This window comes from Streptomyces sp. NPDC059788, from assembly GCF_042732265.1.
Lineage (GTDB): Bacteria > Actinomycetota > Actinomycetes > Streptomycetales > Streptomycetaceae > Streptomyces.
On record NZ_JBHWHY010000054.1, the window covers coordinates 1 to 26,022 of the forward strand.

The 26,022-nt window shown below is 73.7% G+C and carries 11 protein-coding genes and 1 pseudogene; 2 read left to right on the plus strand and 10 right to left on the minus strand.

Annotation, left to right across the window (positions count from 1 at the left end; translation table 11 throughout):
• Window positions 1-118 precede the first annotated feature (118 nt).
• From ACFV57_RS35095 to ACFV57_RS35125, 7 genes are all read right to left on the minus strand, one after another.
• Window positions 119-667, minus strand: a complete 549-nt coding sequence (locus ACFV57_RS35095; protein ID WP_385240676.1) for an EF-hand domain-containing protein — start codon at window positions 665-667, stop codon at window positions 119-121.
• A 336-nt stretch (window positions 668-1,003) separates the two neighbouring features.
• Window positions 1,004-1,828, minus strand: coding sequence for a SigB/SigF/SigG family RNA polymerase sigma factor (locus tag ACFV57_RS35100; protein WP_385240679.1), 825 nt, complete (start codon window positions 1,826-1,828; stop codon window positions 1,004-1,006).
• 213 nt (window positions 1,829-2,041) lie between these two features.
• Window positions 2,042-6,262, minus strand: a complete 4,221-nt coding sequence (locus tag ACFV57_RS35105) for a hypothetical protein (RefSeq protein ID WP_385240682.1) — start codon at window positions 6,260-6,262, stop codon at window positions 2,042-2,044.
• Between the two features lie 3 nt (window positions 6,263-6,265).
• On the minus strand, window positions 6,266-9,931 hold the full coding sequence (locus ACFV57_RS35110; RefSeq protein WP_385240685.1) for a hypothetical protein: 3,666 nt from the start codon (window positions 9,929-9,931) through the stop codon (window positions 6,266-6,268).
• A gap of 198 nt (window positions 9,932-10,129) precedes the next feature.
• Window positions 10,130-13,879: a hypothetical protein gene (locus ACFV57_RS35115; protein ID WP_385240687.1), complete on the minus strand. Its 3,750-nt coding sequence runs from the start codon at window positions 13,877-13,879 to the stop codon at window positions 10,130-10,132.
• A gap of 358 nt (window positions 13,880-14,237) precedes the next feature.
• Entirely contained in the window at window positions 14,238-14,855 is a 618-nt protein-coding gene (locus ACFV57_RS35120; protein WP_385240690.1) for a hypothetical protein, read from the minus strand.
• Between the two features lie 167 nt (window positions 14,856-15,022).
• A complete protein-coding gene (locus ACFV57_RS35125; protein WP_385240693.1) occupies window positions 15,023-15,451 on the minus strand; it encodes a DUF3224 domain-containing protein in 429 nt (142 codons plus the stop codon).
• A 103-nt stretch (window positions 15,452-15,554) separates the two neighbouring features.
• Here ACFV57_RS35125 and ACFV57_RS35130 point away from each other — a divergent pair, with 103 nt between their 5' ends.
• Window positions 15,555-16,676: a helix-turn-helix transcriptional regulator gene (locus ACFV57_RS35130; protein ID WP_385240696.1), complete on the plus strand. Its 1,122-nt coding sequence runs from the start codon at window positions 15,555-15,557 to the stop codon at window positions 16,674-16,676.
• 51 nt (window positions 16,677-16,727) lie between these two features.
• Here the strand turns inward: ACFV57_RS35130 and ACFV57_RS35135 are convergent, their stop codons facing one another.
• From ACFV57_RS35135 to ACFV57_RS35145, 3 genes and pseudogenes are all read right to left on the minus strand, one after another.
• Window positions 16,728-17,435, minus strand: coding sequence for a rhodanese-like domain-containing protein (locus ACFV57_RS35135; RefSeq protein WP_385240699.1), 708 nt, complete (start codon window positions 17,433-17,435; stop codon window positions 16,728-16,730).
• A gap of 363 nt (window positions 17,436-17,798) precedes the next feature.
• Window positions 17,799-21,977 carry an amino acid adenylation domain-containing protein gene (locus tag ACFV57_RS35140; protein ID WP_385240702.1) on the minus strand — a complete coding sequence of 1,393 codons (4,179 nt, stop codon included), beginning with the start codon at window positions 21,975-21,977 and terminating at the stop codon, window positions 17,799-17,801.
• Between the two features lie 328 nt (window positions 21,978-22,305).
• A pseudogene (locus ACFV57_RS35145) lies at window positions 22,306-23,263 on the minus strand (threonine/serine dehydratase).
• A gap of 1,430 nt (window positions 23,264-24,693) precedes the next feature.
• On the opposite strand from ACFV57_RS35145, the gene ACFV57_RS35150 reads away from it, so the two are divergent.
• Window positions 24,694-26,022: an amidohydrolase gene (locus ACFV57_RS35150; RefSeq protein ID WP_385240822.1), complete on the plus strand. Its 1,329-nt coding sequence runs from the start codon at window positions 24,694-24,696 to the stop codon at window positions 26,020-26,022.

Consider the following 26,022-nt stretch of genomic DNA (forward strand, 5'->3'; position numbering starts at 1 on the left):
GGCGCCACCGCGACGCCGCGGCCGGTGGCCCGCCGCGCCGAAGCGGAGACCGGGCCCAGCCCGGTCTCCGCCCGCATTCCTCCGCGCCGACCGCGTCTTTTCCGTTTTTCCTTTTCCGTTACGGCTTCAGCGGCCCGAACACCTGGCTGCTGCGGTCGTCGGCGGCCTCCCTGGAGAAGAGGTCACGACAGGCCACGAAATACTCCTCGGAGCTGATGCGGCCGTCGTTGTCGGTGTCGATGCTCCGGGCGCCGACCCGGGCGTCGCGGGTGGACAGACCGAACGCGCGCAGCAGTTCGGCGTACTCGTCGGGAGACAGGTACCCGTCGTCGTTCGTGTCGGCCACCGCGAACTCCGCGTCCGTGATCGGACGGAGCAGACCGTCGGCCGTCGACGGCTTCGCGTTACGGTCCATATAGATCTGGTATTCCGTCCGCGAAATCTTGTTGTCCTTGTCCGTGTCCGTCAGTTCGTACATGATCTGCCAGGCCTTGGCATACGCCTCGTGCAGACGCCCCCACTTGGGGCTCTCCTTGCTGTAGCCGAAGTGCGTCAGCGTCCGTTCGGCCAGTCGCTGGAGGTCGACTTCTTCTATGTAGCCGTTACCGTCGACGTCCGCCAGGTTGAACCACTGATCCGATTTCTGCGCTATGACACCGGCGACCATTTACCTCTCCGTTCCTGTAGACGGCTGGCTGCGATTCGCGCATGGAGCACTCTTACAGAAACGGATGTACCGGTCCACCTCGAAAACGCGACATTCACCCGCCCATGCGCAAGTTCCCGGCGGGAAAATCGTTGCCGGTGATTACGGGTGCCTACCGCTGCGCACGGGTGAGGAGGAATTCCCGGGGCGGGCTGCTGCGGCGGCCGGGGCGTGGCGGGCACGGCACCGCGCCCTCGGGTGTTGTCGCAGGCGGGGGGGGGGGTGGGGGGGGCGGGGGGGGGGGGCGGGCCCGCCCCGGGCCCCCCCCACGCCGATCGGTCGACGCCCGGCGCGCCCTCAGGCGGCAGACCCGTACCCGTCATCCTCATTACGGGTGACCTCGGCCCGCACGCGGGCCAGGGCGCGGCTGATCAGCCGCGAGACGTGCATCTGGGAGAGACCCAGTTCGGTGGCGATGGCGCTCTGGGTCATGTCCTTGAAGAACCGCAGGTAGAGGATGTGACGTTCGCGTTCGGGGAGCCGGGCCAGGGCGGGCTTGACCGCTTCGCGGTCCTCGACGAGCCCGAAGCGGCCGTCGGCCGAGCCGAGGGTGTCCATGAGCGTGTAGTCGTCGTTGTCGCCGCTGCGGTCCAGGGCCACGTCCAGCGACAGGGACCGGTAGGTCTCCAGCGCCTCCAGCCCGAGCACCACGTCGTCCTCGGTGAGCCGGGCGTGCTCGGCGAGCTGCGCCACGGTCGGCGACCGCCCGTCGAGGGTGGTGCTCAGTTCACGTACGGCCTTGCGGACCTTGTTGCGCAGTTCCTGGGTGCGCCGGGGCACGTGCACGTCCCAGGTGTGGTCGCGGAAGTGCCGTTTGAGCTCGCCGGTGATGGTGGGGATGGCGAACTGCTCGAAGGCGTCGGCCCGCTCGGGGTCGAACCGGTCGACCGCCTTGACCAGGCCGAGGGCGGCCACCTGCTTGAGGTCGTCGAGCTGCTCGCCGCGCTCGCGCAGCCGCACGGCCTGGCGGTGTGCCAGCGGCAGCCAGGCGGTGATCACACGGTGGCGCAGCCGTTCCTTCCGGGGCCCGTCCGGCAGCGTGATCAGCAGCCGGAAACCCTCGGTGGTGTCGGGGTCGTCGACACGGCGCCCGTGGCGGCGCGCGATCATGGTGGTGGCCATTCGCCGGCTCTCCTTAGACGCGGGTGGCGGTTCGCAGGCAGGTGAGCGGCCACTCTCCGGAAATCGGCAGACTGGCCCCTCTGGACGGGGTGCCTGCGATTCCGAAGCACTGTCGGTCTTGTGTCCCGGCTTTCGCGCCTCACACTCCGGGACAGGAACTATTTCGAACGGCCCTGCGCCACCGGGCGTCACCACCCGTATGACCGGGCGTTTTCACTCCTCCAGGACGATCCGGCCGAACACCGTCGTCGTCAGGCCGAAGAAGTCCGCGTGGACGAGTCGCCGGGCCACCGGGCGGGAGACGCCGTTGGCGGTGAGGGTGCCGGTGGCCGTGGTGCGGTCGGTGAAGTAGGTCTCGGACTCCTCGACGAGCAGCCGGTAGAGGGCGGGGGAAGGGAACCGGGCAGGGGGCGGGGTCAGTTCGCCGGTCCAGACGAAGCCCGTACCGCGGGGGGTGCAGGCCAGTTCGGCCGTGCTGTCGGTCGCCGTCCAGTCCAGGTCACCGCCGGAGCGGGCCCGCTGCTGCACGGTGACGCCGACGCGGCGGCTCGCCGCCATGCCCTCGCGTCCCGGGCCCGCGAACTCGCCGGTGTCGTTGGCGGCGGCCGGGCCGCTCAGTTCGACGCGGATACGGCCGTCGGCCGTCATGCCCGCCGTGACCGTGCGCTCGGGCATCAGCTGGACGAACTCCCCGGTGACCACCTTCGACAGGTGGAGGGGCTCGACGGCGTACGGCTGGTAGCGGGCGAACGCCGGCCGCAGATAGGGGAAATAGGCGGGACTGTCGGACAGGTCGCCCAGGTCCACGTCGATGTCGCAGGCCCACAGCCCCAGCTGCTCGTCGTACACCGGCGCGTACGCGGCGACCGTCACCGAGGCGGGCGCGCCCCCGACCGTCTCGGCCAGGAGCCGGTCCGTGGCGGTCGCGGCGGCGTTCGGGAAGTTGGCGGGACGCAGGCGCGGCAGGACGGAGTCGTCCGCCCATACGGGGTCGATGCCGCAGCGGGTGACGAGTTCGGCCGGGAGCGCGCTGCCCGGGTCGAGGACGACCGCGAGGAGTTCGTCGTCGCCCGAGGAGAACCAGGGGCGGCGCAGGTATACGCGCACGCCCGCGTTCCGCCGGACGCGGGTCACCCGGTGCGCGCCGGTGTCCACCGTGCGTTCCCAGGTGAAGGTGGGGACGGTGTGGCTCACCTCGGGCGGCTCGGGGCGGCGGGTGGCGGGGACCGGCCAGCCGCGCCCGGCGGGCCCGGTGGCCGCGGGCCCCCGGCTGGTGATCAGTTCGGGCCGGTCGGTGATGGCGGGGTGGAAGTACTCGCGAAAGCGGGTGGTCGCGGTCGGGGTGTAGCTGACGTTGCGGTGCCGGGTGTCGCGGAAGTCGTGCCGTACGCCGCTGAACGCGAGGAGGTCGCGGCGGGGTCCCGGGGTGAGGTCGCCCACGTGGTCGTAGCCGGTCACGCGCCGGGGCGCGGGCTCCTTGACGTCGTCGAGCCACTCCTCCCAGGTCGCGTCCAGGTCGATACGGCCGGTGCTCCTGGCGTGCAGGGAGACGGTCCCGGCGACGAGTGCGGTGGTCTCCCCCGCCGTGCGACGCAGGCGCAGGTCGGTCAGGGACGGCGGCCGCAGGGGCTTCTCGACGGCGTGGACGAGGGTGAGTTCCGTCCACGGGGTGATCATCCAGTTCTCGCCGGCCGCCGACGCGACGGTCAGTTCGCGCTGTTTCTCCGGGGTCAGGCGCAGCGGGTCGTTCCACAGCGGCGACGCGGTCAGCAGCCGCCAGACGCGGAACAGCCGCAGGTCCTCCTCGGCGATCCGGCAGCTCATACGGACGGTGACGACCTCCGCCTTCGGCACGTACACGGTCAGCACGCCGCCCGTCGGCGGGTCCGGCGGGCGGTCCCCCTCGACGATCCGCAGCCGCAGCGGCCTCGCCTGGGGCCAGGTGCCGGTGAAGTCGTACGTGCGGTGGGGTTCGGTGCCCGTACCGGGCAGGCCCCGCAGCGCGATGCCGCGCGCGGGCACGTCGGGCAGGTACGGCAGCAGGAGTTGCGCGGCGTCGTGGACGACGTACTCGCCCGTGTGCAGGCCGCTGCCGCGCGCCACGGGCAGCTGGGTCAGCGCGGACGTGTCGTGCGGGCTGTGTTTGGCGACGTGGATCTCCCCGGCGGCCTTGAGGTCGCGGGTGACGCGCGGGTCCTCCGGCAGGCTGACGACCGTGTCGAGGTAGCTGCCGGCCTCGCGGGAGGCCGCGGCGAAGTACTGGCGGCGCAGTTCCTCCGGTTTGCCGGGTCCGAAGACGGCGTCGTACACGCCGTGCTGTTCGGCCATCTGCAGGGAGCTCTTGGGCGGGCCGAGGTGCCGTTCGTCGAAGGCGCGGTAGCGGCGGTCGAGCCCGTCGGCGGGTGAGGTCTTCTCGTGGTCGGGGACCTGCGGATTGCGGAGGTCGGCCCACTCCCTGGGCGACAGCGGCCGTCCGGACTCGTCGATGGTGCTGCGGATGACCAGGTGCGGTTCCGACTCGCCTTCCAGGAACGGCCACCGGGGCACGATCACGGGCGGCGGCACGGGCTCCCAGCGGCCGTAGGTGAGGGGTCCGGTGGCGGTGCCCTCCACGGCGGGGGCCGCGGGGCCGAGGCTGTTGCCCGCGAGGTCGACGAGGCGGGCGCGCAGCCGGTACGTACGGCCGTAGCGCAGGGCGGGCAGCGTGCCGGGGGTGGGCCGGAAGGCGGCGGCGAGCGGGAAGCGGTCGGAGATCTCGGGGTCGGGCACCTTCGGCCGGTCGTCGGCGCCCAGGGTCCGGCCGGGCGGCGGGGCGGCCAGGCTCCACCCGTGCCAGCCGAAGAGTGCCTGGTGGACGTAGAGCTGCTGGCCGGCGGCGCGGTCCCGGGTGACGGCGGAGGCTTTGACGTGGCCCTCGTCGGGTGCGGCATTGATCGGTACGGCGGGTGCCCCGGGCCGCCGGATCGCGTACTCCCCCGTGCGGGCGCACAAGGGGTACCAGGTGGCGACGCGCCCGGTCCGCTCGTCCGCCACGCCGACGTCGACGCGCAGGCCGCGCACCAGGTGTGCGGCGTCCAGGACCGCGGCGGCGACGGGCCGCCCGTCGGCGCCGACACCGGCGGTGTGCCGGGCGTCGGCCTCCATCTGGTCGGCCAGGGCGCGGTCGCGGTCGTCGTGGACGACGGTCAGGCCCGCGCCGTGCAGGGCGGGCACCGCGGTGGGGTCGGCGGCGACGGCCTCGCCGGGTTCGTTCGTGCCGCTCAGGTACTGGTCGATGACGCGGGAGAACTCGACGAACTTCATCGCCGCGCCGTCGAGGTCCAGGTCGGTGATGTGCACACCGTCGGCGCCCAGCTGGAGCATCCGGTGGCCGTGAAAGCCGTCGTCGGCGGCGTACGGCTCGAAGCGCCGGCCCGGGACGTGGCGCAGCACCGTCCAGGGGCGCAGGGTCTCGTCGGTGTTCAGGTGTCCCTGGGCGGCCGTGAAGGTCACGCGGGCCCGCCACCGGTCGGCGAGCCCGGCCGGTGGGCTGACGACCAGGTCGAGGGCCAGGCCGAAGCGGCGCAGGAGTTCGGGGTAGTCGGCGAGGAGGGCGCAGGCGGTGTGGAAGTCGAAGTCCGGGGGCGCCGGGGGTGCTTCGGCGGCGGCCCCGGTCGCCGCCGGTGCGTCCCGGCGCGGAGCGCGGTCGTAGAAGCGGTACATCTCGGCGAGTCCGAGCAGGGCGCTGTCCTCGGTGTAGTCGCGTGCGGCGCGGTTCATGTGCCGGGGGCGGTACGGGTTCGGGTCGGCGGCGGCGCCCTGCCGTCCGCCCGCAGGCCTGGTGAGGAGGTCGTCGAGCCGGGGGTAGGCGGTGCCGACCTGGCGGGAGAAGGTCCGGATCGTGCCGGTCAGTACGCCGCGGAGGTCGCTGCCTTCGGGGTGGTCCCAACTGGCGGCCGGTTCCGAGGCCGCCGGGGCACGGAGCGCCGCGCCGTTCTCCTCGCCGCCACCGGACGGGGGCGTTGCCCGGCGTGCCGCCGTCGCGCTCACCGCCGCCTCGTACAGGGCCGTGACCTGGTCGCGGACCGCCCCGGCGGGGAACGAGCGCAGGGTCGGTGGCTGCTCGGCGGCTGCGGCGAAGGCACCGGCGGGCGCGCGGACGACCGTGTCGCCCTTGAACAGTTGCCCCCACAGCGCGCTGTCGGCCGGCGGGAAGCGCCCGGCCTGGGCCGTGGCGGGGACGAGGACACCGGGCCCGGTGGCGCCGGGGGCCAGGAACTCGACCTGGAGCGCGGGCGCGTACGTACGCAGGGTGTCCGGCCAGTCCACGAAGCGCCGGAAGGCGTCGAGGCGGGTGCCGCCGGTGAGGCGGGGGCTGACCAGCACGGTCAGCCAGAGTGTGCCGTCGGTGGCCGGGCCGTCGGGCAGTACGGTCCACCGGATCGTCTCGGGCATGGCTCAGCTCACTTCCGCGAAGGCGGTGCAGTACTCGGTGACGGGATCGCGCCGGACGCCGGTGACCGGGTCGGGGTAGGGCGCCATCATCTCGGCGAAGGTGGGCGGCCGCGGCGGCTCGGCGGCCGTACCGCCGAGTGCGGCCGGGGTGTTGCCGGAGCCCACGAAGCGCTTCTCGCACTCGATCGTGACCGACTGCGACCAGAAGCCGATGTGCACGCTGACGGAGATCCTGGCCCGCCCGTAGACGGTTTTGGTCGCGGTATCGAAGGTGAGGTCGAGGTAGATCTCGATGGAGGCGGAGACGATGCCGAGGACGTCGACCTCGCCGCGGGCCCGGAAGTAGCCGGTCAGCCGGGATTCGCCGGTCTGCAGTTCCAGGCGGAAGTAGATGCCCGCCATGACGGACAGGCTGCCGCTGGCGACGCCGAAGTTGAGCGAGACGGCGGCGCCGAATTCGAGGGCCGCTTCCAGTACGGCCACCCGCTGGGGCGTCAGCACGATGCCGAAGAACCCGCCGCCGCCGAGCAGTGAGACGGTGAGCCGGAACGGGGCCTGGCGGCTGCAGAAGGAGAAGCCGATCTCCAGGGACCGGCCGATGAAGGGCAGGTCGAGGTAGGCGTCCAGCCGCAGGTTCTCCAGGCTGAAGACGCCGATGGCCAGGTTCGGCAGCGGCAGCCCGTAGCGGGCGACGATGCCCGAGGGCGTGACCTGGATGCCGGGCGGATCGCTGAAGCCGTCCACCGGGATGAGCCGCCGCAGGGTCTGCACGAAGGAGAGCGGGCCGATGAAGTCGACGCTCTTGAGGACGACGTCGATGTCGGGCTTGCGTCCGGCGCGCGCGACGAAGCGGACGTGTTTGAAGCTCAGCCGCAGGGCGTTGAACTTCGGTACGAGGACGAGGGAGAAGTTCTCCAGACTGCAACTGATGTCGGCGCCGACGCTCAGGTCCCGGCGCAGGGAGCCGCGCAGGTCGACGACGAGGGACAGCCGTCCGCCGGTGTCCGGCAGGAAGACCGGCGAGCCGTCCAGGAGGACGGGCTGGATGTCCGGGTTCCACTCCAGGCGCGCGTTGACGGTCTCGGGCAGCCGGAAGCCGGAGGCGGCCTGCTGGACGGCGTCGCGCAGCGCGATCACCTCTCCGGCGGCCCTCGTCCAGGTCGCGACCTGCTGCTGGACGCGGGTCAGCAGGGTCCGTACGCCCGGGTCGGTGCCGGCGGGCAGGGTGCCGATCAGATTGTTCAGCGCGGCGGCGAAGGCGTTGAAGGCGTCGTCGACCTGCCGCATCGTGATCGGCCCGGTGCGTCCGGCGAGCCCCTGGGCGACGAAGTCGCCGACGAGGGTGGCGAACTTCTCCGCGGTGTCGGCGACCTGGCGGGCCGCGGGCGGGTAGCGGTCGAGTTCGTGGGTGAGCAGCTGCCGGGCGCGGCCGAGGTCGGAGAGGAGGCCGGTGACCGCGCTGACGGTCTCGGTGAAGAAGTTGGGCACCTTCAGGGACTTGCTCAGGCCGTCCACGCCCGCGATCACCTTGGCCAGCGGGACCACGCCCAGCAGGCTCGGGCCGATCGCGTCGAGGGTGTCCAGCGGGCGGAAGAACTCCTCGGGCTTGAAGGTGCCGTTCGCGATGAGGTCGAGCGGGTCCTGACCGCCGGGCACCGGTACGCCCGAGACGGGGCCGGTGAGGCGGGACAGGCCGGACACGGTCATGCTGGGCGCGGTGAGGCCGCCGGACCGGTCGCGCTGCCCGCCGAAGTCCATCCGCAGCGGCTGGTCGGCGGGGGTGAGCAGGCTCAGGAAGACCTGGCCCGCGTTGGCCTTGCGGACCGGGCCGCCGACGGTGTCGAAGCCGGACAGGGCGTACCGCTTGGCGTAGGCGACGGGCACCGTGGCGTCCGCGCCGCTGAGCCGGCCGACAGCGGGCACGGCGGCCTGTGCCCAGCGCAGTTGCGGAAGGAACTGGGCGTTCTTCGACACGGCCGGGTCGCCCGGCGCCGGGTCGGCCAGCGCGGGCGGCGCCGCCATGCCCCACACCATCCGGGCCACGTCGAGCCGGGTGTCGTCGGGCCGCAGGACGGGGGCCAGGGCCACCGACTGGCCGAGGAGGTCGGCGCTGGCCTCGGGCGGGTGCTCCGCCGCCGTCGCGCCGGCCGCGGCGGCGGTGGCCGGCGGGTTGCGGTCCAGGGCGTTGTACTCGGCGACGGCCGCGGCGAGTCCGGCGCCCGAGGCCAGTGTCTCGTCGAGGAAGAGCAGCGGCGTACGGAACTCGACCGCGTTGCCGCCGTGGTCGACCGCGGTGACCTTGAAGTGGAACGGCCGCTCGGCGGGCGTCGTGGGGAAGAACTTCCGCCGGTCGGCGGGCGGCAGCAGGTTCGGCGTCTCGACGGTGTCGAGCCGCACGCTGACGAAGGGGAACAGCACGTTCGCCAGGTCGCTCGCGGGGTCCGGCCCGGCGGGCAGCGCGGTCTTCGGGTCGTACGTCCGCAGCGGCTGCCGCACCACGACGAACTCCCGCTGGATCAGGTAGGCGCCCCGGGAGTCGTCGAACTTCCGCTCGGTGACGCGGACGTACACCGCCTTGTGTCCGAAGGGGCACAGGAACCCCTCCCGCATCACCCGGACGTAGTGGTCGCGCCCCATGGCGGCGCGGTGGCGCCATTCGGAGAGCGAGACGCCGCGGGGACGTTCCGGCCAGGTGCCGAGGCCGTCCAGCCAGCCGCCGGCCGTGGAGAGCATCAGCAGCCGTACGGCGACGGGCTTCGGGACGTACGGCGTGCCGTCCGGCTTGAGGAGTCCCGCGCCGGTGGTGAGGTCGACGACGTCCCGCCGGTCCTCGGGCTCCAGCGCCTGCCGGAACGTGTACGGCGCGCCGGGGTCGCCGCCGCGCTCCCGGTTCCAGACCGCGCGGACCGTCCCTGCGTCGAGCCGGGTGTGCCAGAGTTCGACGCGGGCGCCGGGACCGGGCGGCGCGATCTGGCCCCGGTGAATCCACTTCCCCTTCTGGGAGGGGGACAGATACAGCCGGTAGGGCAGTTCGACGCCGGTGCGGGGGCGGGCGGGATCGGCGAGCGGGTCCTGCGGACCGGCCGCGGTCACGGCGCCCGGCAGCGCTCCGGGCGGCGGTCCCCCGGTCGGCGCGTCCGCGGCTGCCGCGAGGGCGCGCGCGGTCTCCGGGCCGTAGCGGGCGGTGAGTTCGGTCGTCGTACGCAGCAGCCGCACCAGCGCCATGGCGCGGACCGCGGCGTCCCCGTCCCCCGGCGCCGCGGACGGCTGCGCGGGCGACGGCGGGGACGGCGCGGCCGCGGGCGGCGGTTCCGGCTCGCGGGCCGCGTCCACGACGCGCAGCGGGAGCCTGCGCATGGCGTCGAGCAGCCCGTCCTCGGAGAACGGGACCGAATCCCGCGGGCCCACCTCGAAGACGAGGACGCTCCGGCCGCTGATGAGGGAGGCCACGGGCAGGTCGCGGGGCTCCCCCGGCACCTCGTCGCTGAAGGCCTGCTCCACCGTGTGCTGCGGTCCGAAGCCGACGGCGATCCAGCCGTCCGCCTGCGGGTCCGCGCGTACCAGCCGTCTGTCCCCGCCGGTCCCTTCGACCGTCAGTCCGCCGAAGCCGAACGACAGGTCCAGCAGATCGGTGCCGCGCAGCAGTCTCAGCGCTGCCGGAGTGCTCATGACGCCCCCTAGCCCCTGCGCACCGGCCGGGCTCTCCCGTCCTCGCGCGCAGTCCCCTCTACCTCCTACCTCCAACAGCGCATTCGCACCAGACGGAGCACAACGTTCCAACTACCGTAATTTTGTTCGGAGTTGAGACTGTGAGAGTGACCTCGCGCGGCGACGGCGCCGGGGGCGCACGGTGGCGTGCCGCGGGTGTCACCGGGGGCAGGCCCTGCGGGGAGCCTCGTCCGGCAGGTAGGCGGCGTGTTCCGCGGGCGTGAGGTCGCGGTTGACGGCGCGGCAGATCCTCCTGACGGACTCGGCGGGGCCCGGCAGGGCCACCTCCCGCAGGCGTACCACTCCGTCGGTGCTGCCGCTGGCCAGGGTGTGGCCGGTGGGGCTGAACGCCACCGAGCGGACGAGTCCGGTCTGGCCGGCGAAGGTGGCGCGCGGCTGCCCGGTGGCCACGTCCCACAGCCGTACGGAGCCGGTGTCGCGCCCGCTGGCGGCCAGGGTCCGGCCGTCCGGGGTGAAGGCCACCGCGCCCAGCGTTCCGATGGTGTGCCCGGCGATGGTGGTCCGCACCTTGCCGGTGACCGCGTCCCACAGCCGGACCGTTCCGTCACCACTGCCACCGGCCAGAGTGCGGCCGTCCGGGCTGAACGCGACCGCACCGGCGTCGCCGCCGGGGCCGGTGAGGACGGTCCGGGTCCGGCCGGCGGCCACGTCCCACAGCCGTACGGAGCCGTGCAGACTGCTGCTCGCCAGGGTCCGGCCGTCCCGGCCGAAGGCGACCGAGGTGACCCGGTCGGTACGCGGCGTGGCCAGGGCCCGGGTCCGGTGGGTGACGCTGTCCCACAGCCACAGCGCTCCGGAGGCGCTGGTACCGGCCAGGGTCCGCCCGTCCGGACTGAAGGCGACCGCTTCCCCCTTCAGGTGGGCGAGGGTGGCGAGGAGTCTGCCGGTGGCCACGTCCCAGATGCGCACCCCGAGCCGTCTGCTGGTGGTGGCGAGGCTGCGGCCGTCGGGGCTGAAGGCCACCGCGCGGACGCGGTCGCGCAGCCCGCCGTCGGAGCGTCCGCCGAGGAGGCGGGCGCTGTGGGTGGCCAGGTCCCAGACGCGTACGGTGCCGTCGTCGCCGCCACCGGCCAGCGTCCGGCCGCCGCGGCCGAACGCCACGGCGCCCACCGGACCGGTGTGCCCGGCCAGCGTGGTGAGCACGTCGCCGAGTGCGGTGTTCCACAGCCGGACCGTTCCGTCGTCGCTGCCGCTGGCCATCGTGTGGCCGTCCGGGGTGAACGCCACCGAGCTGACGCGGCGGGCGTGTCCGGGAAGCGTGCCGAGGATCGCGCCGGTGGCGACGTCCCACACCCGCACGGTGCCGTCGTCGCTGCCGCCGCCCAGGATGCGGCCGGAGGGGGCGAAGGCCATCGCGATCACGTATCCGGCGGGCCCGGCGAGGGTGGACCGGGCCTTTCCGGCGGAGATGTCCCAGAGCCGGATCGAGGCGTCGTCGCTGCCGTAGATGGCCAGCGTGTGCCCGTCGGGGCTGAACGCCACCGCCCGGTTGCTGCCCGCGGGCGAGACGAGCCGGGCATGGACGGTGCCGCCGGCCGTGTCCCACAGGCGGACGGTCCCGTCGAGGCTGCCGGTGGCCACCGAGCGTCCTCGGGGATCGAAGGCCACCGAGACGACCTTGCCGGTGTGGCCGCGCAGCGTCGCGGAGAGCGCGCCGGTGGCCACGTTCCACAGGCGTACCGTGCCGTCGGTGCCGCCGGTGGCCAGGGTGCGGCCGTCCCGGCTGAACGCCGTGGTCGCCACCGGGCCGCCGGGCCCGATGAAGGTGGCGCGCGTGCGGCCGGTGGCCGTGTCCCACAGCCGCCAGCTTCCGTCGCGGGTGCTGCCGGCCAGCGTGCGCCCGTCGGCGCCGAAGGACAGGGCCGACAGAGGGCCCGTGGGCGCGTCGAGGGTGGCGCGCGGCGTGCCTGTGGCCACGCTCCACAGGCGTACGGCGTTGTCGCGTCCGCCGGTCGTGGCCAGGGTGCGTCCGTCGGGGCTGAACGCCACTGCCCGCACGCCGCCGCGGTGCGCGGTGAGCCGGCGCCGCAGCGGGACGTCCACGGCGGTGAACAGTCCGGCGACGGCCTCCACGGTGGGGGCGGTCCGGTAGGCGTGGACCGCCAGGAGGGAGGCCAGGTCCGGCCGGTCTTCGAGGAGGGCGGACGACTGCGCGGCGAGCTGACGCGACAGGGAGATGCGCTGGGCGGCGACTGCCGCGTCGCGCTGCTGTTCGCTGGTACGGAACTGGTCCCAGGCGAGCAGCCCCGCGGCCAGGGCGAGGACGAGGAGGACGGACAGGGTGGCGGCGAACTGGCGCAGGCGCCTGGTGGTCCGGGCCGCCGCGCGCCGCTCGCGGTCGCGCGCCGCGGCGCTGGCGGTGAGGAAGGCGCGTTCCTGCGGGGTGAGTTCGTCGGGGGCGGCGGCGGGCGCCGGGCCGGGAGCCGGCGCCGGCCCCTCCCGCGGGGCGAAGGCCTCCTCGGCCGCGTCCAGGCGGGTGCCGCGGTACAGCGCCCCCGGGTCGCGGTCGAGTTCGTCCCACAGCCCGGCCGCCTCGGTCAGCCGGCGGTGGACGATCAGACGTCCGCGGTCCTCCTCGATCCAGCCGCGCAGCCGGGGCCAGGACGTGATCAGCGCCTCGTGGGCCAGGTCCACGGTGTCCTGGTCGACCGTGATCAGGCGGGCGCGGGCGAGGCGCTCGACCACCCGGGCCGCCGCCGGGTCACCGGCGTCCAGCTCTCCCCGGGCCGCGGGACGGCGGGTGTCCGGGGTCCCCTCGCCCGGCGTGATCAGGCGCAGCAGCATCCGGCGGACCGTCGCGGCCTGCTGCGCCGACAGTCGGCCGTAGAGGTCTTCGGCGGTCTGGGCGACCGCGCCGTGGACACCGCCGGCCGCCTCGTACGCCTGGAGGGTCAGGGTACGGCCGCGGCGCCGGCGCCAGGTCTCCAGCAGGACGTGGGACAGCAGGGGCAGGCTGCCGGGTTCCTCGGCCATCTCCTCGATGAGGCGGGCGGTCAGGGCGCGTTCCACGATCAGTCCCTCGGCGGTCGCGGGCTTGACGATGGCCTCGCGCAGTTCCGCCGGTGCCATCGGGCCGATGGGCAGGCTCGCCTCCCGGATGACGTCGGCCAGTTCGCGGTGGGCCAGGCACCTGCCGTAGAAGTCCGCCCGCACACCGAGCACCACCCGCAGCCGGCTCGCTGGGTCGTGGGCCGTCAGGACCCGGCCGATGAACGCGTTCCGTTCGTCGGGGTCGGCACAGAGCGTGAAGACCTCCTCGAACTGGTCCACCACCAGCCAGGTGTCGCCGGGTGACGCGGCCGGCGCGAACAGCCGGGCGGCGTCACGCCCGGGGTGGGCGCCGGGGGTGAGGACGCGGATCGCGGCGGGCGGGGGAAGGCCGAGGGGCGGGTCGGCGGCGGGCTGTCGCAGGCGGGCGATGAGGCCGGCGCGCAACAGGGAGGACTTGCCGCTGCCGGAGGGGCCGAACACCGCGACGATGCGACGCTCGCGCACCCGTCGCAGCAGTTCGCCGGTGAGCCGTCGGCGGCCGAAGTACCGGGCGTGGTCGTCCGGTTCGAAGCGGGCCAGGCCCCGGTAGGGCGGAACGGCGCTGTCCTCGTCCGCTTCGAGGGCGCGGGCGGCGTCGTCCCGTACGGCCTCGTGCCAGCGCCGCTGCCAGCGCTCGGCGTCCCCGCCGCACGCCGCCACGTAAGCGAGCGTCACCGGCAGGGACGGCAGCTTCTCCCCCGCCGCCGCCTGGGACAGTACGGCGGCCGAGTAGGCCACCCGTTCCGCCATGGCCCGGTAGGTCGGACTGCCCGCCTCCCGGCGCATCTTGCGCAGTTCGAACGCGAACCGCTGAACCGGACCCGCGCCAGGGTCCACGGGCTTTTCGCGACGCCCCATGCGGCCCCCCGCCGAGCAGATCGGGCAACCGTCCACGGTACGAAGCCCGGCGCGGCGCCGCAAGGGTGGTTCCGGCCGCGCGCGGCATTGATTAGCCGCACGGAAACGGGCTGCCAATCAATGGCCGGTGCGGTGAAGTGGGCAGTACACGCGCAGGCCGGCGGTGTCCCCGTCCCCATCGCGGGCGGGCCCCGGACCGGCGCGGCACGATCGCACCGCGGTGCGGCCGGTGGGTGGACGGGCATCCTTACGGGGGTAGGGTGCCCGGCACCTCCGAGCGCCCCTCCCCGCACCGCGGAACGGTCCGGTACGCGACGTCCTCGGCACCCCGCCGGTCACTCCGGGCACCGCGGCCGGATCACGTCAGCCGCATCCCGTTGGCCGTCACGATCGCGTCGTAGGTGCCCTTCAGGCCGCCCTCGCCCACGTAGCACTTGTATCCGCTGGGCTTGTCGATCGGCACCAGCTGCACCGCGGGGGCCTTGTCGCAGCGCAGCGACCTGGCCGCCGTGCCCCCGTACATCCCGTACTGCTTCCACGCCCTGGCCCGCATGCCTTCGGCGGTCAGCACGCCGCCCTTGGTCGGCGTGGCCGTGTACTGCATCAGGATGAAGCCGCCCTTGGTCTCGACGCGGAACGGCACGTCGACTCCCATGTAGGTGACGGTGCAGGTGAACGTCTGGGGCTTGTCGCCGCCGACCTCCTTGGTGTCGCAGGTACTGCTGGTCGGCTTGGACACCGCGCCGCCCATGTAGAGCACCCGGCGCTCCAGGTCGTATGTGATCTGCTCCAGCACCGGCGCCTTGTCACCCGGCGCGGGACGCTGGGGTGAGACCTTCTCGGCCGGCGAGGCCGTCGGGCTCGGGACCGGTGTGCCCTTGGTGAGCTGCGGGTCCTCCGACGCCCCGCAGGCACTGGCCGCCGAGACCGCGAGGGCCACCATCGCCGCCGTACGTATCCACTTGTTGCGCTGCACTGCTGTTTCCCCGTCTCCCCGTTGCGCGCCGGTCGCCCGGCGCCGACCTGCGCAAGTTGTTCCCGGACCGACCGATCTTAGGACGCGCGCGGGGAAGCGGAGGAAGGGGGTGCGGATACGGGGCCGGCCCTGCCGGACCGGCGCGACCTGCTGCGGGATGCCGCCGGTCAGCCGAAGTCGTAGTCGAAGGTGTACGGAACCGACGGAGCGCCGTGTGCGGCGACGAACTCGCCGGTGCCGCGCAGACCGGCCAGGTCACCGGTGGCCGAGCCCGGCACCACCTCGAAGGTGCCGCGCACGCTGCCCACGTCGTCGAACGAACCGCGCTCCTCGACGGCGAACGTGCCCCGGCGCCCGTCGACGCTGCCCTCCAGCAGTTCCATGCCGGCGAACGTGCCGGTCTTCTCCGTCACGTAGACGATGGTGTACTCGCAGGTCGTGTGCGCCGCCTCGACACCTCCGGAGAAGGCGTTGGTGACGGTGGCGTGGGCGAGGCGCGGATGGGTGCCCTGCGGGCCGAGGGCGCGCTCCTGCCAGTCGGCGAACGTGAAGTGGCCGGTGGCGCGGGCGCGTTCGGCGGTGTTCTGCGCAGACATGGTGATCCTTTCGTTCCGCGGCGCGGTGCGGTCCGCGCGGCGTGCTCGAAGTCTGGCCGCCGTACCTGACACCTTCTGTCAGGTACGGCGCGACAATGGCCCCATGCGTGCCGACCGTCTGCTCTCCCTCCTCCTGCTGCTCCAGAACCGCGGCCGGATGACCGCCGCCGGACTGGCCGCCGAACTGGAGGTGTCCCCGCGCACGGTCTACCGGGACGTCGAGGCCCTGGGCGCCGCGGGCGTCCCCGTCCGCTCCGAGCGCGGCCCGGACGGCGGCTATTCGCTGATGGACGGCTACCGCACCCGGCTGACCGGCCTGTCCGACGCCGAGGCGGAGTCACTCTTCCTGGCGGGCGTACCGGGCGCCGCCCGCGAACTGGGCCTGGGCGCGGTCCTGGCGACGGCCCAGCTGAAACTCCAGGCCGCGCTGCCGCCGGGCCTGGCGGACCGCGCCCGGCGCCTGTCGGACCGCTTCCACCTGGATGCCGCCGCCTGGTTCCGGCACGCCGACCCGGTCCCTCACCTGGCGCCCGTGGCCCGCGCCGTATGGGAACAGCGGACGCTGCGCGTCCACTACCGGGCCTGGGGCGGCGGCGAGACGCACCGGGAGCTGCGCCCGCTCGGCCTCGTCCTGAAGGGCGGCATCTGGTACGTGGTGGCCTGGACGGACGCCGGCCCGCCGGGCGACGCGGCCCCGCCCGGCGACGCCACCGTACGGACCCGGACCTACCGGATCTCGCGCCTCCTGAGCGCCGAGCCGACGGACACGCCCTTCGAGCGGCCGGCCGGCTTCGACCTGGCCGCCTGCTGGGCGGAGTCCTCCCGTCGCCTGGAGGCCGGACTGCACCACGCGACGGCACGGCTGCGGATATCACCACGTGCGCAGCGGCTGCTGCCCATGCAGTTCGGTACGGCCGGCAGTCAGGCCCTGGAAGGGGCCGGGCCGCCGGACCCCGAGGGCTGGGTGCTGGTGGACCTCCCCGTCGAGCCCCCGGCCGTCGCGGTCGGCGATCTCCTGCGACTGGGCACGGAGGCCGAGGTACTGGGCCCACCCGAACTCCGCGCCGCCGTCGCCCGCACGGCAGGCGAACTGGCACAGCGGTACGCGGCGCCGGAATCCGACACACGTGCCGCCGCTCAGCGGGACGGCGCCGACAACGACCAGGACGCCGCCGGGCTTCAGTGCGCGCAGCGCTCCCTCCAGGACGCGCCGGTTCGCCCGTAGTGCCGGGGCAGTCGGCCGCCCTCGGGAGCGTAGACGCGTGGCGGCCTGCAATCACTCCCAAGAGCGACGATTCGACCGGGTCAGAGGCTGAGGAACAAGCCTGTTCTCCGCATCCTCGCGGCCGGGGAGAACGACCGGAAGCCCTGCGGCTTCCCATGCCTCAAGGCCGCCTGCCACGTTGTGGACGGAGGACCGGCCTACGCGGATCGCCTGCGCGCCGCCCTGCACGCCGCGTGCGCCCGTGCGGCATACGAAGGCGACCGGGCCGTCGGGCAGATCCGACAGCGAAGCCGGCAACGTGCCGAGCGGAGCGTGCACGGCGCCGGCCGGATGGCGCGCCGCGCATTCATCGTCTTCCCGCACATCGACCAGCGTGAGTTTCCCGTCCACGACGCGGCGATGCGCCTCGGCAGGAGACAGGTCGACGGGCGCGTGACCGTCGCCGGAACTCAGGCCCTGTGGCGTGACGGGCAGGACCGTCCGGACCGCCTCGTAGTTCGAGGCATGGGCGACGGCTATCTGTTGTCCCGACATCGGGCAGACGTTCATCGCCTCTTCCCAGTGAGCGGTGGACTCCCATTCCGCCACGTTGACGAGACGGAAGGTGCTCCCCGGAACGGTGGTGCGGAACATGTACGTCCGGATGAACCCGGGTTGAGCGGCCATCACCTCCGCCGCGTCCTGCCAGGCGCCGAGATACGCGCTTTCCTTCTCCTCGTCGATCTCGATCGGAATGATGACGACATGGCGATTTTCCATCCGCTGCCTCCTCTGCTCCGCAGAGCGACTGCACCCGCTGACGTGCTGCTCGGGCCGGAGGGTTTCCCAGCGGATGGGGAAACACGACCGACTCCGCGAGATACCGGCTCCGGATTGTGAGCAACATTTTCTGGACGCAGACTGCGCGCACGCACCGCAAATCGGCAAACAGCATTGCCGAACCGGCAAACATGAACAAGGTAAGCGCGTTCCTTATCCTCGTTCGTCACGTGCTGTGTTGCTGGCGGGGCGCTTGATGGTCTTGCCGACGTCGTAGCGGGTGGCGAGGTGGCGGTTCCTGGAGCCGGGCGGGTGCCGGGGGCGGCCCGGTCTTCACCCGGCCCGCCTCACCTCACCGTCACCTCACCCCCGCGCCCCCGAACCGGGCGCGGCCACCGGGGCCTGAAGGTGTGCGGCAACCTCCCGGCCGATCCGGGCCAGCGGGCCCGGCTGGGTCATGGTGTGGTGGGTGCACGCGATGTCGTGGCTCTCGATGTGGCCGGTGACCAGGTGGCGCCAGGCCTCGGCGGTCGGCGCGTGGGCGGGCTTGCCCTCCGTGGCGTGGAAGTACAGCAGGTCGCCGTCGAAGATCCCCTCGGAGAAGGTCGGCAGCAGCTTCACCGAGTTGGTGAAGACCTCGGTGACGGCGGCGAGCCGGTCCTCGCCGAGCGCGGGGTGGTCCTTCAGCGCGTCGAGCAGGTCGCCGCCGCCCTGCCCCCGCAGCACCGCCGCCACGCCCGGGACGGTCAGCGGCCGCGCGAACGCGTCCGGGTCGTGGCCCGCCGCCTCCACGAGCAGGGAGAGGATGTCGTGCTCCGTCACGGCCGGACCCGTCGATCCGTGCGGGTCGATGGGGCGCGAGTCGAGCATGGCCAGCAGCGCCACCCGCTCGCCCCTGGCCTGGAGCCGGACCGCGATGGCGTGGGCGAGCGCGCCGCCGAGCGACCAGCCCAGGAGGTGGTACGGCCCGGCGGGCTGTACGGCGCGGATCTGCCCGACGTAGTCGGCGACCATCTCCTCGAAGGTGGCGGGCAGCGCCGCCCGCCGCGCCAGACCGCCCGCCTGGAGCCCGTAAACCGGGATGTCCGGCCCCAGATGGCGCAGCAGCCCGGCGTAGCACCAGCTCAGGCCGCCGGAGGGGTGGACGCAGAACAGCGGGGGGCGGCTGCCCCCGGTGCGCAGCGGCAGCAGCGCCTCGAAGCCGCCCGAGTCGCCGCCGGTCCGCAGCACCCCGCCGAGGGCGGCGACGGTGGGTGCCTCGAACAGGGCGCGGATGGAGAGTTCGGTGCCCAGGGCGGTGCGGACCCGGCTGATGAGCTTGGCCGCCAGCAGGGAGTGGCCGCCGAGGGCGAAGAAGTCGTCGTCGATGCCCACCTGCCGTACGCCGAGCACCTCGGCGAACAGCGCGCACAGCACCTTCTCCTGAGGGGTGCGCGGCTGCCGACCGTCGCGGGCGGCGGGGGCTTCGGGAGCGGGCAGGGCGGCGCGGTCCAGTTTGCCGTTCGAGGTGAGCGGCAGGTGATCCAGGAGGACGAAGGCGCCGGGGACCATGTATTCGGGCAGGCGCGCGGCGGCCCAGGAGCGCAGGGTGTCGGCGTCGACCGGCGCGTGCCCGGGTGCCGTACGGCCGGATTCGGCGTGCCGTGCGGCGGGGACACGGCCGGCGCTCCGGACGGGCACGACGTACGCGGCCAGCCGCCGGTCCCCGGGGGTGTCCTCCCGTACGGTGACCACCGCGTGGGCGACGCCCGGGTGCCGGGCCAGCGCCGTCTCGACCTCGCCGGGTTCGATGCGGAAGCCGCGCACCTTGACCTGCCCGTCGGCGCGGCCGAGGTATTCCAGGACGCCTTCGGGCGACCAGCGTGCCCGGTCGCCGGTCCGGTACATGCGCGAGCCCGGCGCGCCGCAGGTGCAGGGCACGCCGGGGTCACCGCACGTGCCGGCGGCCGACCCGCTGCCCGCGTGGGCGAACGGGTTGGCGACGAACCGCTCCGCGGTCAGCGCGGGCCGGCGCAGGTAGCCGCGGGCGATCTGGTCACCGGCCAGGTACAGCTCCCCCGGCACCCCGGCCGGTACGGGGTTGAGCGCGGCGTCGAGCACGTACGCCTGGACGTTGCGTCCGGGGCGTCCGATGACGGGCTGCTCCCCCTGGCCGGCGATGCGGCAGTACACGGCGTCGACGGTGCACTCGGTCGGCCCGTAGTAGTTGTACGCGGTGGTGCCGGGCAGCGAGCGCAGCGTCTCCCACAGGGCGGCGTCGACGGCCTCGCCGCCCACCATGAGGATGCGGGGCCGGTGCCGTTCGCCGGTGAACAGGCCGGCGGCCATCAGCTGGTGCAGATAGGTGGGGGTCAGGTCGAGGAAGTCGATGTGCTGGTCGGCGAGGTAGTCGACGAGGGCGGGCGGGTCGAGCCGCACGGTGTCCTCGACGAGGTGCAGTTCGTGGCCGGCGGCCAGGAACAGCGGGCCCTCCCAGGCGGTGTCGAAGGAGAACGCGGCGGTCAGCGCGGTCCGCAGGCGGCGCCGGGCCGCGGCCGTCTCCGGGTCGATCAGCTCGGCCTTGTGGTCGAAGAACAGGTTCGTCAGCTGGCGGTGTTCGACGACGACGCCCTTGGGCTGCCCGGTGGAGCCGGAGGTGTAGCTGACGTACGCGGGGTGGCGCGGTGCCAGGGGGGCGAGCCGGTCGGCGTCCGTGGGGTCGGTGTCCGGGCGGAGGTCCAGTTCCCGTACGGCGGCCGGGTCGTCGAGGCAGAGGGTGGCGGCGGTGTCCGGCAGGCGCCCGGCGGCGGCCGCGGTGGTCACGACGCACACCGGGCGGGTGTCGGCGAGCAGGAAGCGGATGCGCTCGGCGGGCAGTTCCGGGTCGACCGGTACGTACGCGGCGCCGGTCTTGAGGACCGCGAGCAGGCCCGCGAGGTGCTCGGCCGTGCGCGGCAGGGCCAGCGCCACGAACGTCTCGGGCCCGGCGCCGCGCGCGATCAGCGCGTGCGCCAGGCGGTTGGCGCGGGCGTTCAGCCGGGCGTACGACAGGGTGGTGGCGCCGCAGACCAGGGCGGTGGCGGTGGGCGTGCGGTGGGCCTGTTCCTGGAACAGGGCGGGCAGGGTCGTGGCCGGGACCGTACGGGCGGTGTCGTTCCACCCGGTCGTCACCCGGCGGCGCTCCGCGGCCGGCAGCAGGTCGATGCCGCCGACGGGCTGTTCGGGGTCGACGTCGGCGAGCGTGTCCAGCAGGGCCAGGAAGCGGCGCTGGTGGGCGGCGGTGGTGGGGGCGTCGTACCGGGCGGGGTCGGCCTGGAAGTCGATGCGCAGGCAGCCGTCGTCGGTCCGCTCGTAGACGTTGACGCCGAGACCGGTGACGGGGCCGTTGGAGAGGTTGTGCAGGGTGGCCGGATGCCGCCCGAAGGCCAGCTCCGGGTCGTAGCTCATGATGTTGATGCCCCAGTCGCCCAGGTAGCCGCCGGTGTGGGCGGCGCCCAGGTCCTGGACGAGGTAGGGCGACGGGAAGCGCTGGTGGCGCAGCAGCCCGCGGGCCTGTTCGCAGGTGTGCCGCACCAGTTCGCGCACGGTCGTGTACGGACCCAGCTCCAGGTGCAGCGGCAGCACGTTGGCGACCATGCAGGGCGCGCTGCGCGCCACGGCGCCGACGCGGCCGGTCACGGTCAGGTCCAGGGTCACGTCGGTGGACCCGCTCATCCGGTGCACGTACAGCGCGAGCGCGGCCATCGCCACCACGGGCAGCCCGGAGCGGGTGTGCCGCCCCAGGGCACGCAGTCCGTCGGCGGCGGGGGCGGGGAGGTGTGCGGTCTCGCGGACGAAGCGGTGCGGGACGGCGGACAGCCGGCTCGCCAGCCCGGTGTCGGTGGCCCGGCCGGCGTACCGCTCGGCCCAGAACGCGCGGTCCCGGGTGAACCGTTCGGAGGCGCGGTACCCGGCTTCGTCGGCCAGGAGTTCGTCCAGCGTGTTCAGCCGGCTGGGCGGGCACTCCTCGCCCGCCTCCAGGGCGGTGTAGGCCTCGGCGACGCGCTGGATCAGCAGGGAGAAGCCGTAGCCGTCCAGGACGATGTGGTGCAGCGCCATGTAGAGGACGCAGTGGTCGTCCGGCAGCAGCAGCACCGCGAAGCTGAACAGCGGGGAACGGCGCAGGTCGGCGGGCTTGCGCAGGTCGGCCCACATCCACTCCTGGGCCCGGGTCCACGGGTCGGGCGGCGCGACCACCCGGGCGGGGCCGGGGGGCGGGCCGACGGGGGCGGCCGCGTCCCGCAGGTCCACGACGGGCAGCGGCCAGTCGTCGGCGAGGTCGGGCACCTGCCAGACGCCGCCCTCCTCGTCGGTCTCGAAGCGGACCCGTACGGCCTCGATGTCGGCCACGGCGCGGCGCAGCGCGGCACTCAGCACGGCCAGGTCGACCGGGCCGTGGATGTCCACGTACTCGGCGGCACGGTAGATGGGGTTCTCCGCGTCCAGCTGCTGGGAGAACCACAGCCCCGTCTGCGCGACGGTCAGCGGCAATCGGCGACCGCGGTTGCCTGGCTTCCTGTTCATGCTTGCCGTCTCCTGACGAAGATGCTCATGTTCCTCGGCGACCGCGCCGGTGGCCGGACCGCACGGCCGGTCGCAACTCACGCGCCGTACAGGGCCAACGAGCACCACATGACTGGTGTATCGGTTCGTCGGCAAATCTCTTTGCACGTGTGTGCGCACACGGGGGCGGCACGCGGGCCGCGCACCGGCCGTGGAGCCGCTGACGTGCAGCTCACGGGCCGGATAGCGGTGCACGCGCGGGGCGTTGCCGAGGGCCGGGCGGCTCCCCGGAGGCCGGCCCGGCAGCAGTCCGTACGTCGAACACGTACGCCAGAACGGGCCGTCGGGGTCACTCGCCGGGGCGCACCAGGTCCGACGGGTCGGTGTTCGCGCCGCACACGACGACGCACACGCGCTCCCCCGGCGCGGGCAGGTACGTCCCCGACCGGAGGGCGGCGTAGGCGGCGGCCGTGCCGTGCTCGACCGCCAGCCTGCGGTCGTCCCACAGGTTCCGGCGCGCGCTCACGATGGCCTCGTCCGGCACGAGCAGCGAGAGCGCGCCGGGCTGCCGGGCCCAGTGCAGCGCCATCGCGCTGACGCGGCGGGCGCCCAGCGAGTCGGCGGCGACGGAGTCCACCGGCACGTCGACGACCCGGCCCGCCTCGAGGGCGGCGTTCAGCGCCCGGCAGTTCTCCGGCTCGACGGCCACGACCCGTACGCCGTGGTGGTGCGCCGCCGCGGCGACGCCGCTGAACAGGCCGCCGCCGCCGACCGCGACCACGACCGTGTCCAGGCCGGGCAGCGCGGCCCGGATCTCCTCCAGCAGGGTGCCTGCCCCGGCCGCGACCAGCGGGTGGTCGTACGCGTGCGACTCCAGCGCCCCGGTCCGCGCGGCGTGTTCCCGGGACGCCTCCAGCGCGGTGGCGTACTCGGAGCCCACCTGGCGTACGTCGGCGCCGAGCAGGCGCAGCCGGGCGACCTTGACCGGCGGCGCGGTCTCCGGCAGGAACACCGTCGCCCGGATGCCGTGACGGCCGGCGGCCCAGGCGCAGGCCAGTCCGGCGTTGCCGCCGGAGGCGATGACCACGCCGGCCCCGGGCCATGGTGCCCGCCTCCAGGTGCGCCGCGACGAAGTTCGCCGCGCCACGGGCCTTGAACGATCCGGTGTGCTGGGTGAACTCGTAGGCGAGCCAGCCCTCGCCGGGTCCGAACCCGCCCGGGTCGACCGGTGCGAGGGTGACCGGGCGCACATCCCCGGCGATGCGGTCGGCCGCCGCCTTCACGTCCTCGTAACTGATGCCGTTCATCGCGGTCCACTCTCCCGGGGTCGGTACGTCGGACGTGACGGTACGTCGGACGTCGGGCGTCGTGTCACGGTGCCGTCCGGCGTGACCGCCGGGGCCGTGCGGCCGGTCGGGACCGGACCGGACCGCACCGGCCGTCCGGCACCGGACCGGACCAGTGGATCACGAACCGCCCCGGGTGCGCTCGCCTTCCCCCGCGCCCGCCAGGGGCGAAAGTCCCGCCGCGTCAGGACTTTCCGCCCTTGGCCCGTGGGGCCGTCCAGCGAAATGATCTTGGTATGCCGGGCCGGCGGCGCGTCCGAGCCGCCGACCGACCGAAGGAAAGTACCCGCACGTCATGACATTACGTACGCCGGCCGCGATCGCCTCCTGCGCCGCGGTGGCCCTGTCCATGGGGCTGCTCCAGGCACCCGCCGCCCAGGCCGCCGACAAGCCGCGGCCGACCGGCGCCCGGACGCTGGACGATGTGCTGTGCATCTACAGCACCGAGATCACCGACCGCACCACCGGCGGTTACGTCTGGGACATCGGCAAGCGGGCCCACGCGCTGTGGAAGAGCGACGACTTCCAGAAGAAGTACGGGCAGCTGTCCTACGGCGAGCAGACGAACAAGCTGCTCTACGAACTGAACGTGAGCCAGCACGTGTTCGGCCACAGCTGGCTCGTGCACTTCAATTCCGGCGGCAAGCTGCACCGGAAACTCGCCGACGGCGCGGAGGCCCGCTACGACACCTATTCCTTCCAGCCGAACGACCCGGACGGCACCAACGGCGACGGTTCACCGGTCGACGGCATGTCCGTCAACTACACCGGCTACGACATCAACGTGCCGGACAAGCCACTGGTCGAATGGGACCGGCCGAGCCGCAAGCAGGACCAGGGCCAGGCGTACTCCGCGCGTGCCGCGCGCTGCACCGCGCTGTCCGGCGCCCAGCAGAAATCGTTCAAGAACGAGATCCGGCGGCGCACGGAGCTCAACGAGAAGTACACCCTGCTCCCCAGCTGGAATTTCCTCCTGACCGGTGGCTGGGCGGGCACGCCCGCCAGGAACTGCACCACGTTCGCCCTCCAGGTCTGGGACGCGACGATGAAGGACACCCCGGCCGAACGCATCGACGCGCCCGGCGGCTACCCCGCCGCGGAGATCAACAAGCTGGGCGGCAAGGTCCCCGCCGACCTGACGCAGAGCGAGTTCTCGGCGTGGATACCCGCCCTCGCCGGGAAGTGGATACGCGAGAAGAACGGCGGCCACAACGAGAACGCGGAGGTACCGCGCTTCGCCGACGACAAGCCGGCGCCGGCTCCGTGCCATGGTCGAGGCCCACCGCCCCACACCGCAGGGAGCCACCGTGCCCGCCTCCGCCCCGCACACCACGCCCCACCCCGAGCCCGCCACCGCCACCACGGGGCCGCCACCGCCCGTCCCCGCCGACCTGGTGATCGAGGGCTGCACCGTTCTCGTCCACGACGACCACGACGGCATCGGCTTCACCGAGGACGCCGCGATCGTCGTACGCGACGGCTGTGTCGCCCGGATCGCCCCGGCCCGCGCGGTGGCGGACCTGCCCGCCGCCGAACGCATCGACGGCCGGGGCCAGGTCGCGATGCCCGGCCTGGTCAACTGCCACACCCACGCGGCCATGGTGGTCTTCCGGGGCAGCGCCGAGGATCTGCCCGTCGAGGAGTGGTTCAACGACCGCGTCTGGCCGGTCGAGACCAACCTCACCGACCACGACGTCCGGCTCGGCGCGCAGCTCGCCTGCGCGGAGATGATCCGCGGCGGGGTCACCACGTTCGCCGACCACTACTTCGCGATGGACGAGGTGGCCGACGTCGTCCGGGCCTGCGGGATGCGGGCGGACCTGGGCTGGGCGTACTTCTCCTCCCAGGGCCCGGCGGGCCGCGAACGCTCCCTGGACTTCGCGCTGCGCCACCGGGACGGCGCGGGCGGCCGGATCACCACCTCGCTCGCACCGCACGCGACGTACACCGTCTCGGACGCGGACCTGCGGGCGACCGCCGGACTCGCCCGCGACCACGGCCTGCGGGTGCACATCCACGCCGCCGAGAACCGCGACCAGACCGACCACAGCCTCGCCCGCCACGGCCGCACCCCGGTCGAAACGCTGCACCGCGCCGGCCTCCTGGACGTCGGCGTCCTCATCGCCCACGGCACCGGCATCCTCCAACGCGACCTGCCCGTCCTCAGCAGCGGCACGGGCCGCATCGGCGTCGCCACCGCGCCCAGGGGCTACCTGAAGTTCGCGTGGGACCCCACCCCCGTACGGCTGCTGCGGTCGATCGGCATCCCGGTCGGCCTGGCGACGGACGGCGCCGCGTCGAACAACACCCTGGACGTCTGGGAGAGCATGACGCTCACCGCACTGGTGCAGAAGGCGGCGGAAGGGGACCCGCGGTGGCTGACCGCACACCAGGCCCTCGACCACGCCACCACCCAGAGCGCCCGCGCGCTCGGCCTGGACGGCCGGGTGGGGCGGCTGGCCCCGGGGCACCGGGCCGACATCATCCTGGTGGACCTCACCGGCCCGCACGTCCAGCCGGTGCACGACACCGCCACCGCCCTGGTGCACAGCGCGCGCTCCAGTGACGTACGCACCACCATCGTCGACGGCCGCGTCCTCATGCGCGACCGCCGTCTGCTCACCCTCGACGTTCCCGCCGTCACCGCCGAACTCCGCACCCGGCTGCCCGCCCTCCTGGACCGCGGCCACGGTGGCCGCATCCAGCACTACGACGGCTGA

Bases quoted from the DNA above. Each gene is read 5' to 3' on its own strand.
- ACFV57_RS35095 (WP_385240676.1), bottom strand. From the start codon at position 667: ATGGTCGCCGGTGTCATAGCGCAGAAATCGGATCAGTGGTTCAACCTG.
- ACFV57_RS35100 (WP_385240679.1), bottom strand. From the start codon at position 1,828: ATGGCCACCACCATGATCGCGCGCCGCCACGGGCGCCGTGTCGACGAC.
- ACFV57_RS35105 (WP_385240682.1), bottom strand. From the start codon at position 6,262: ATGCCCGAGACGATCCGGTGGACCGTACTGCCCGACGGCCCGGCCACC.
- ACFV57_RS35110 (WP_385240685.1), bottom strand. From the start codon at position 9,931: ATGAGCACTCCGGCAGCGCTGAGACTGCTGCGCGGCACCGATCTGCTG.
- ACFV57_RS35115 (WP_385240687.1), bottom strand. From the start codon at position 13,879: ATGGGGCGTCGCGAAAAGCCCGTGGACCCTGGCGCGGGTCCGGTTCAG.
- ACFV57_RS35125 (WP_385240693.1), bottom strand. From the start codon at position 15,451: ATGTCTGCGCAGAACACCGCCGAACGCGCCCGCGCCACCGGCCACTTC.
- ACFV57_RS35130 (WP_385240696.1), top strand. From the start codon at position 15,555: ATGCGTGCCGACCGTCTGCTCTCCCTCCTCCTGCTGCTCCAGAACCGC.
- ACFV57_RS35135 (WP_385240699.1), bottom strand. From the start codon at position 17,435: ATGGAAAATCGCCATGTCGTCATCATTCCGATCGAGATCGACGAGGAG.
- ACFV57_RS35140 (WP_385240702.1), bottom strand. From the start codon at position 21,977: ATGAACAGGAAGCCAGGCAACCGCGGTCGCCGATTGCCGCTGACCGTC.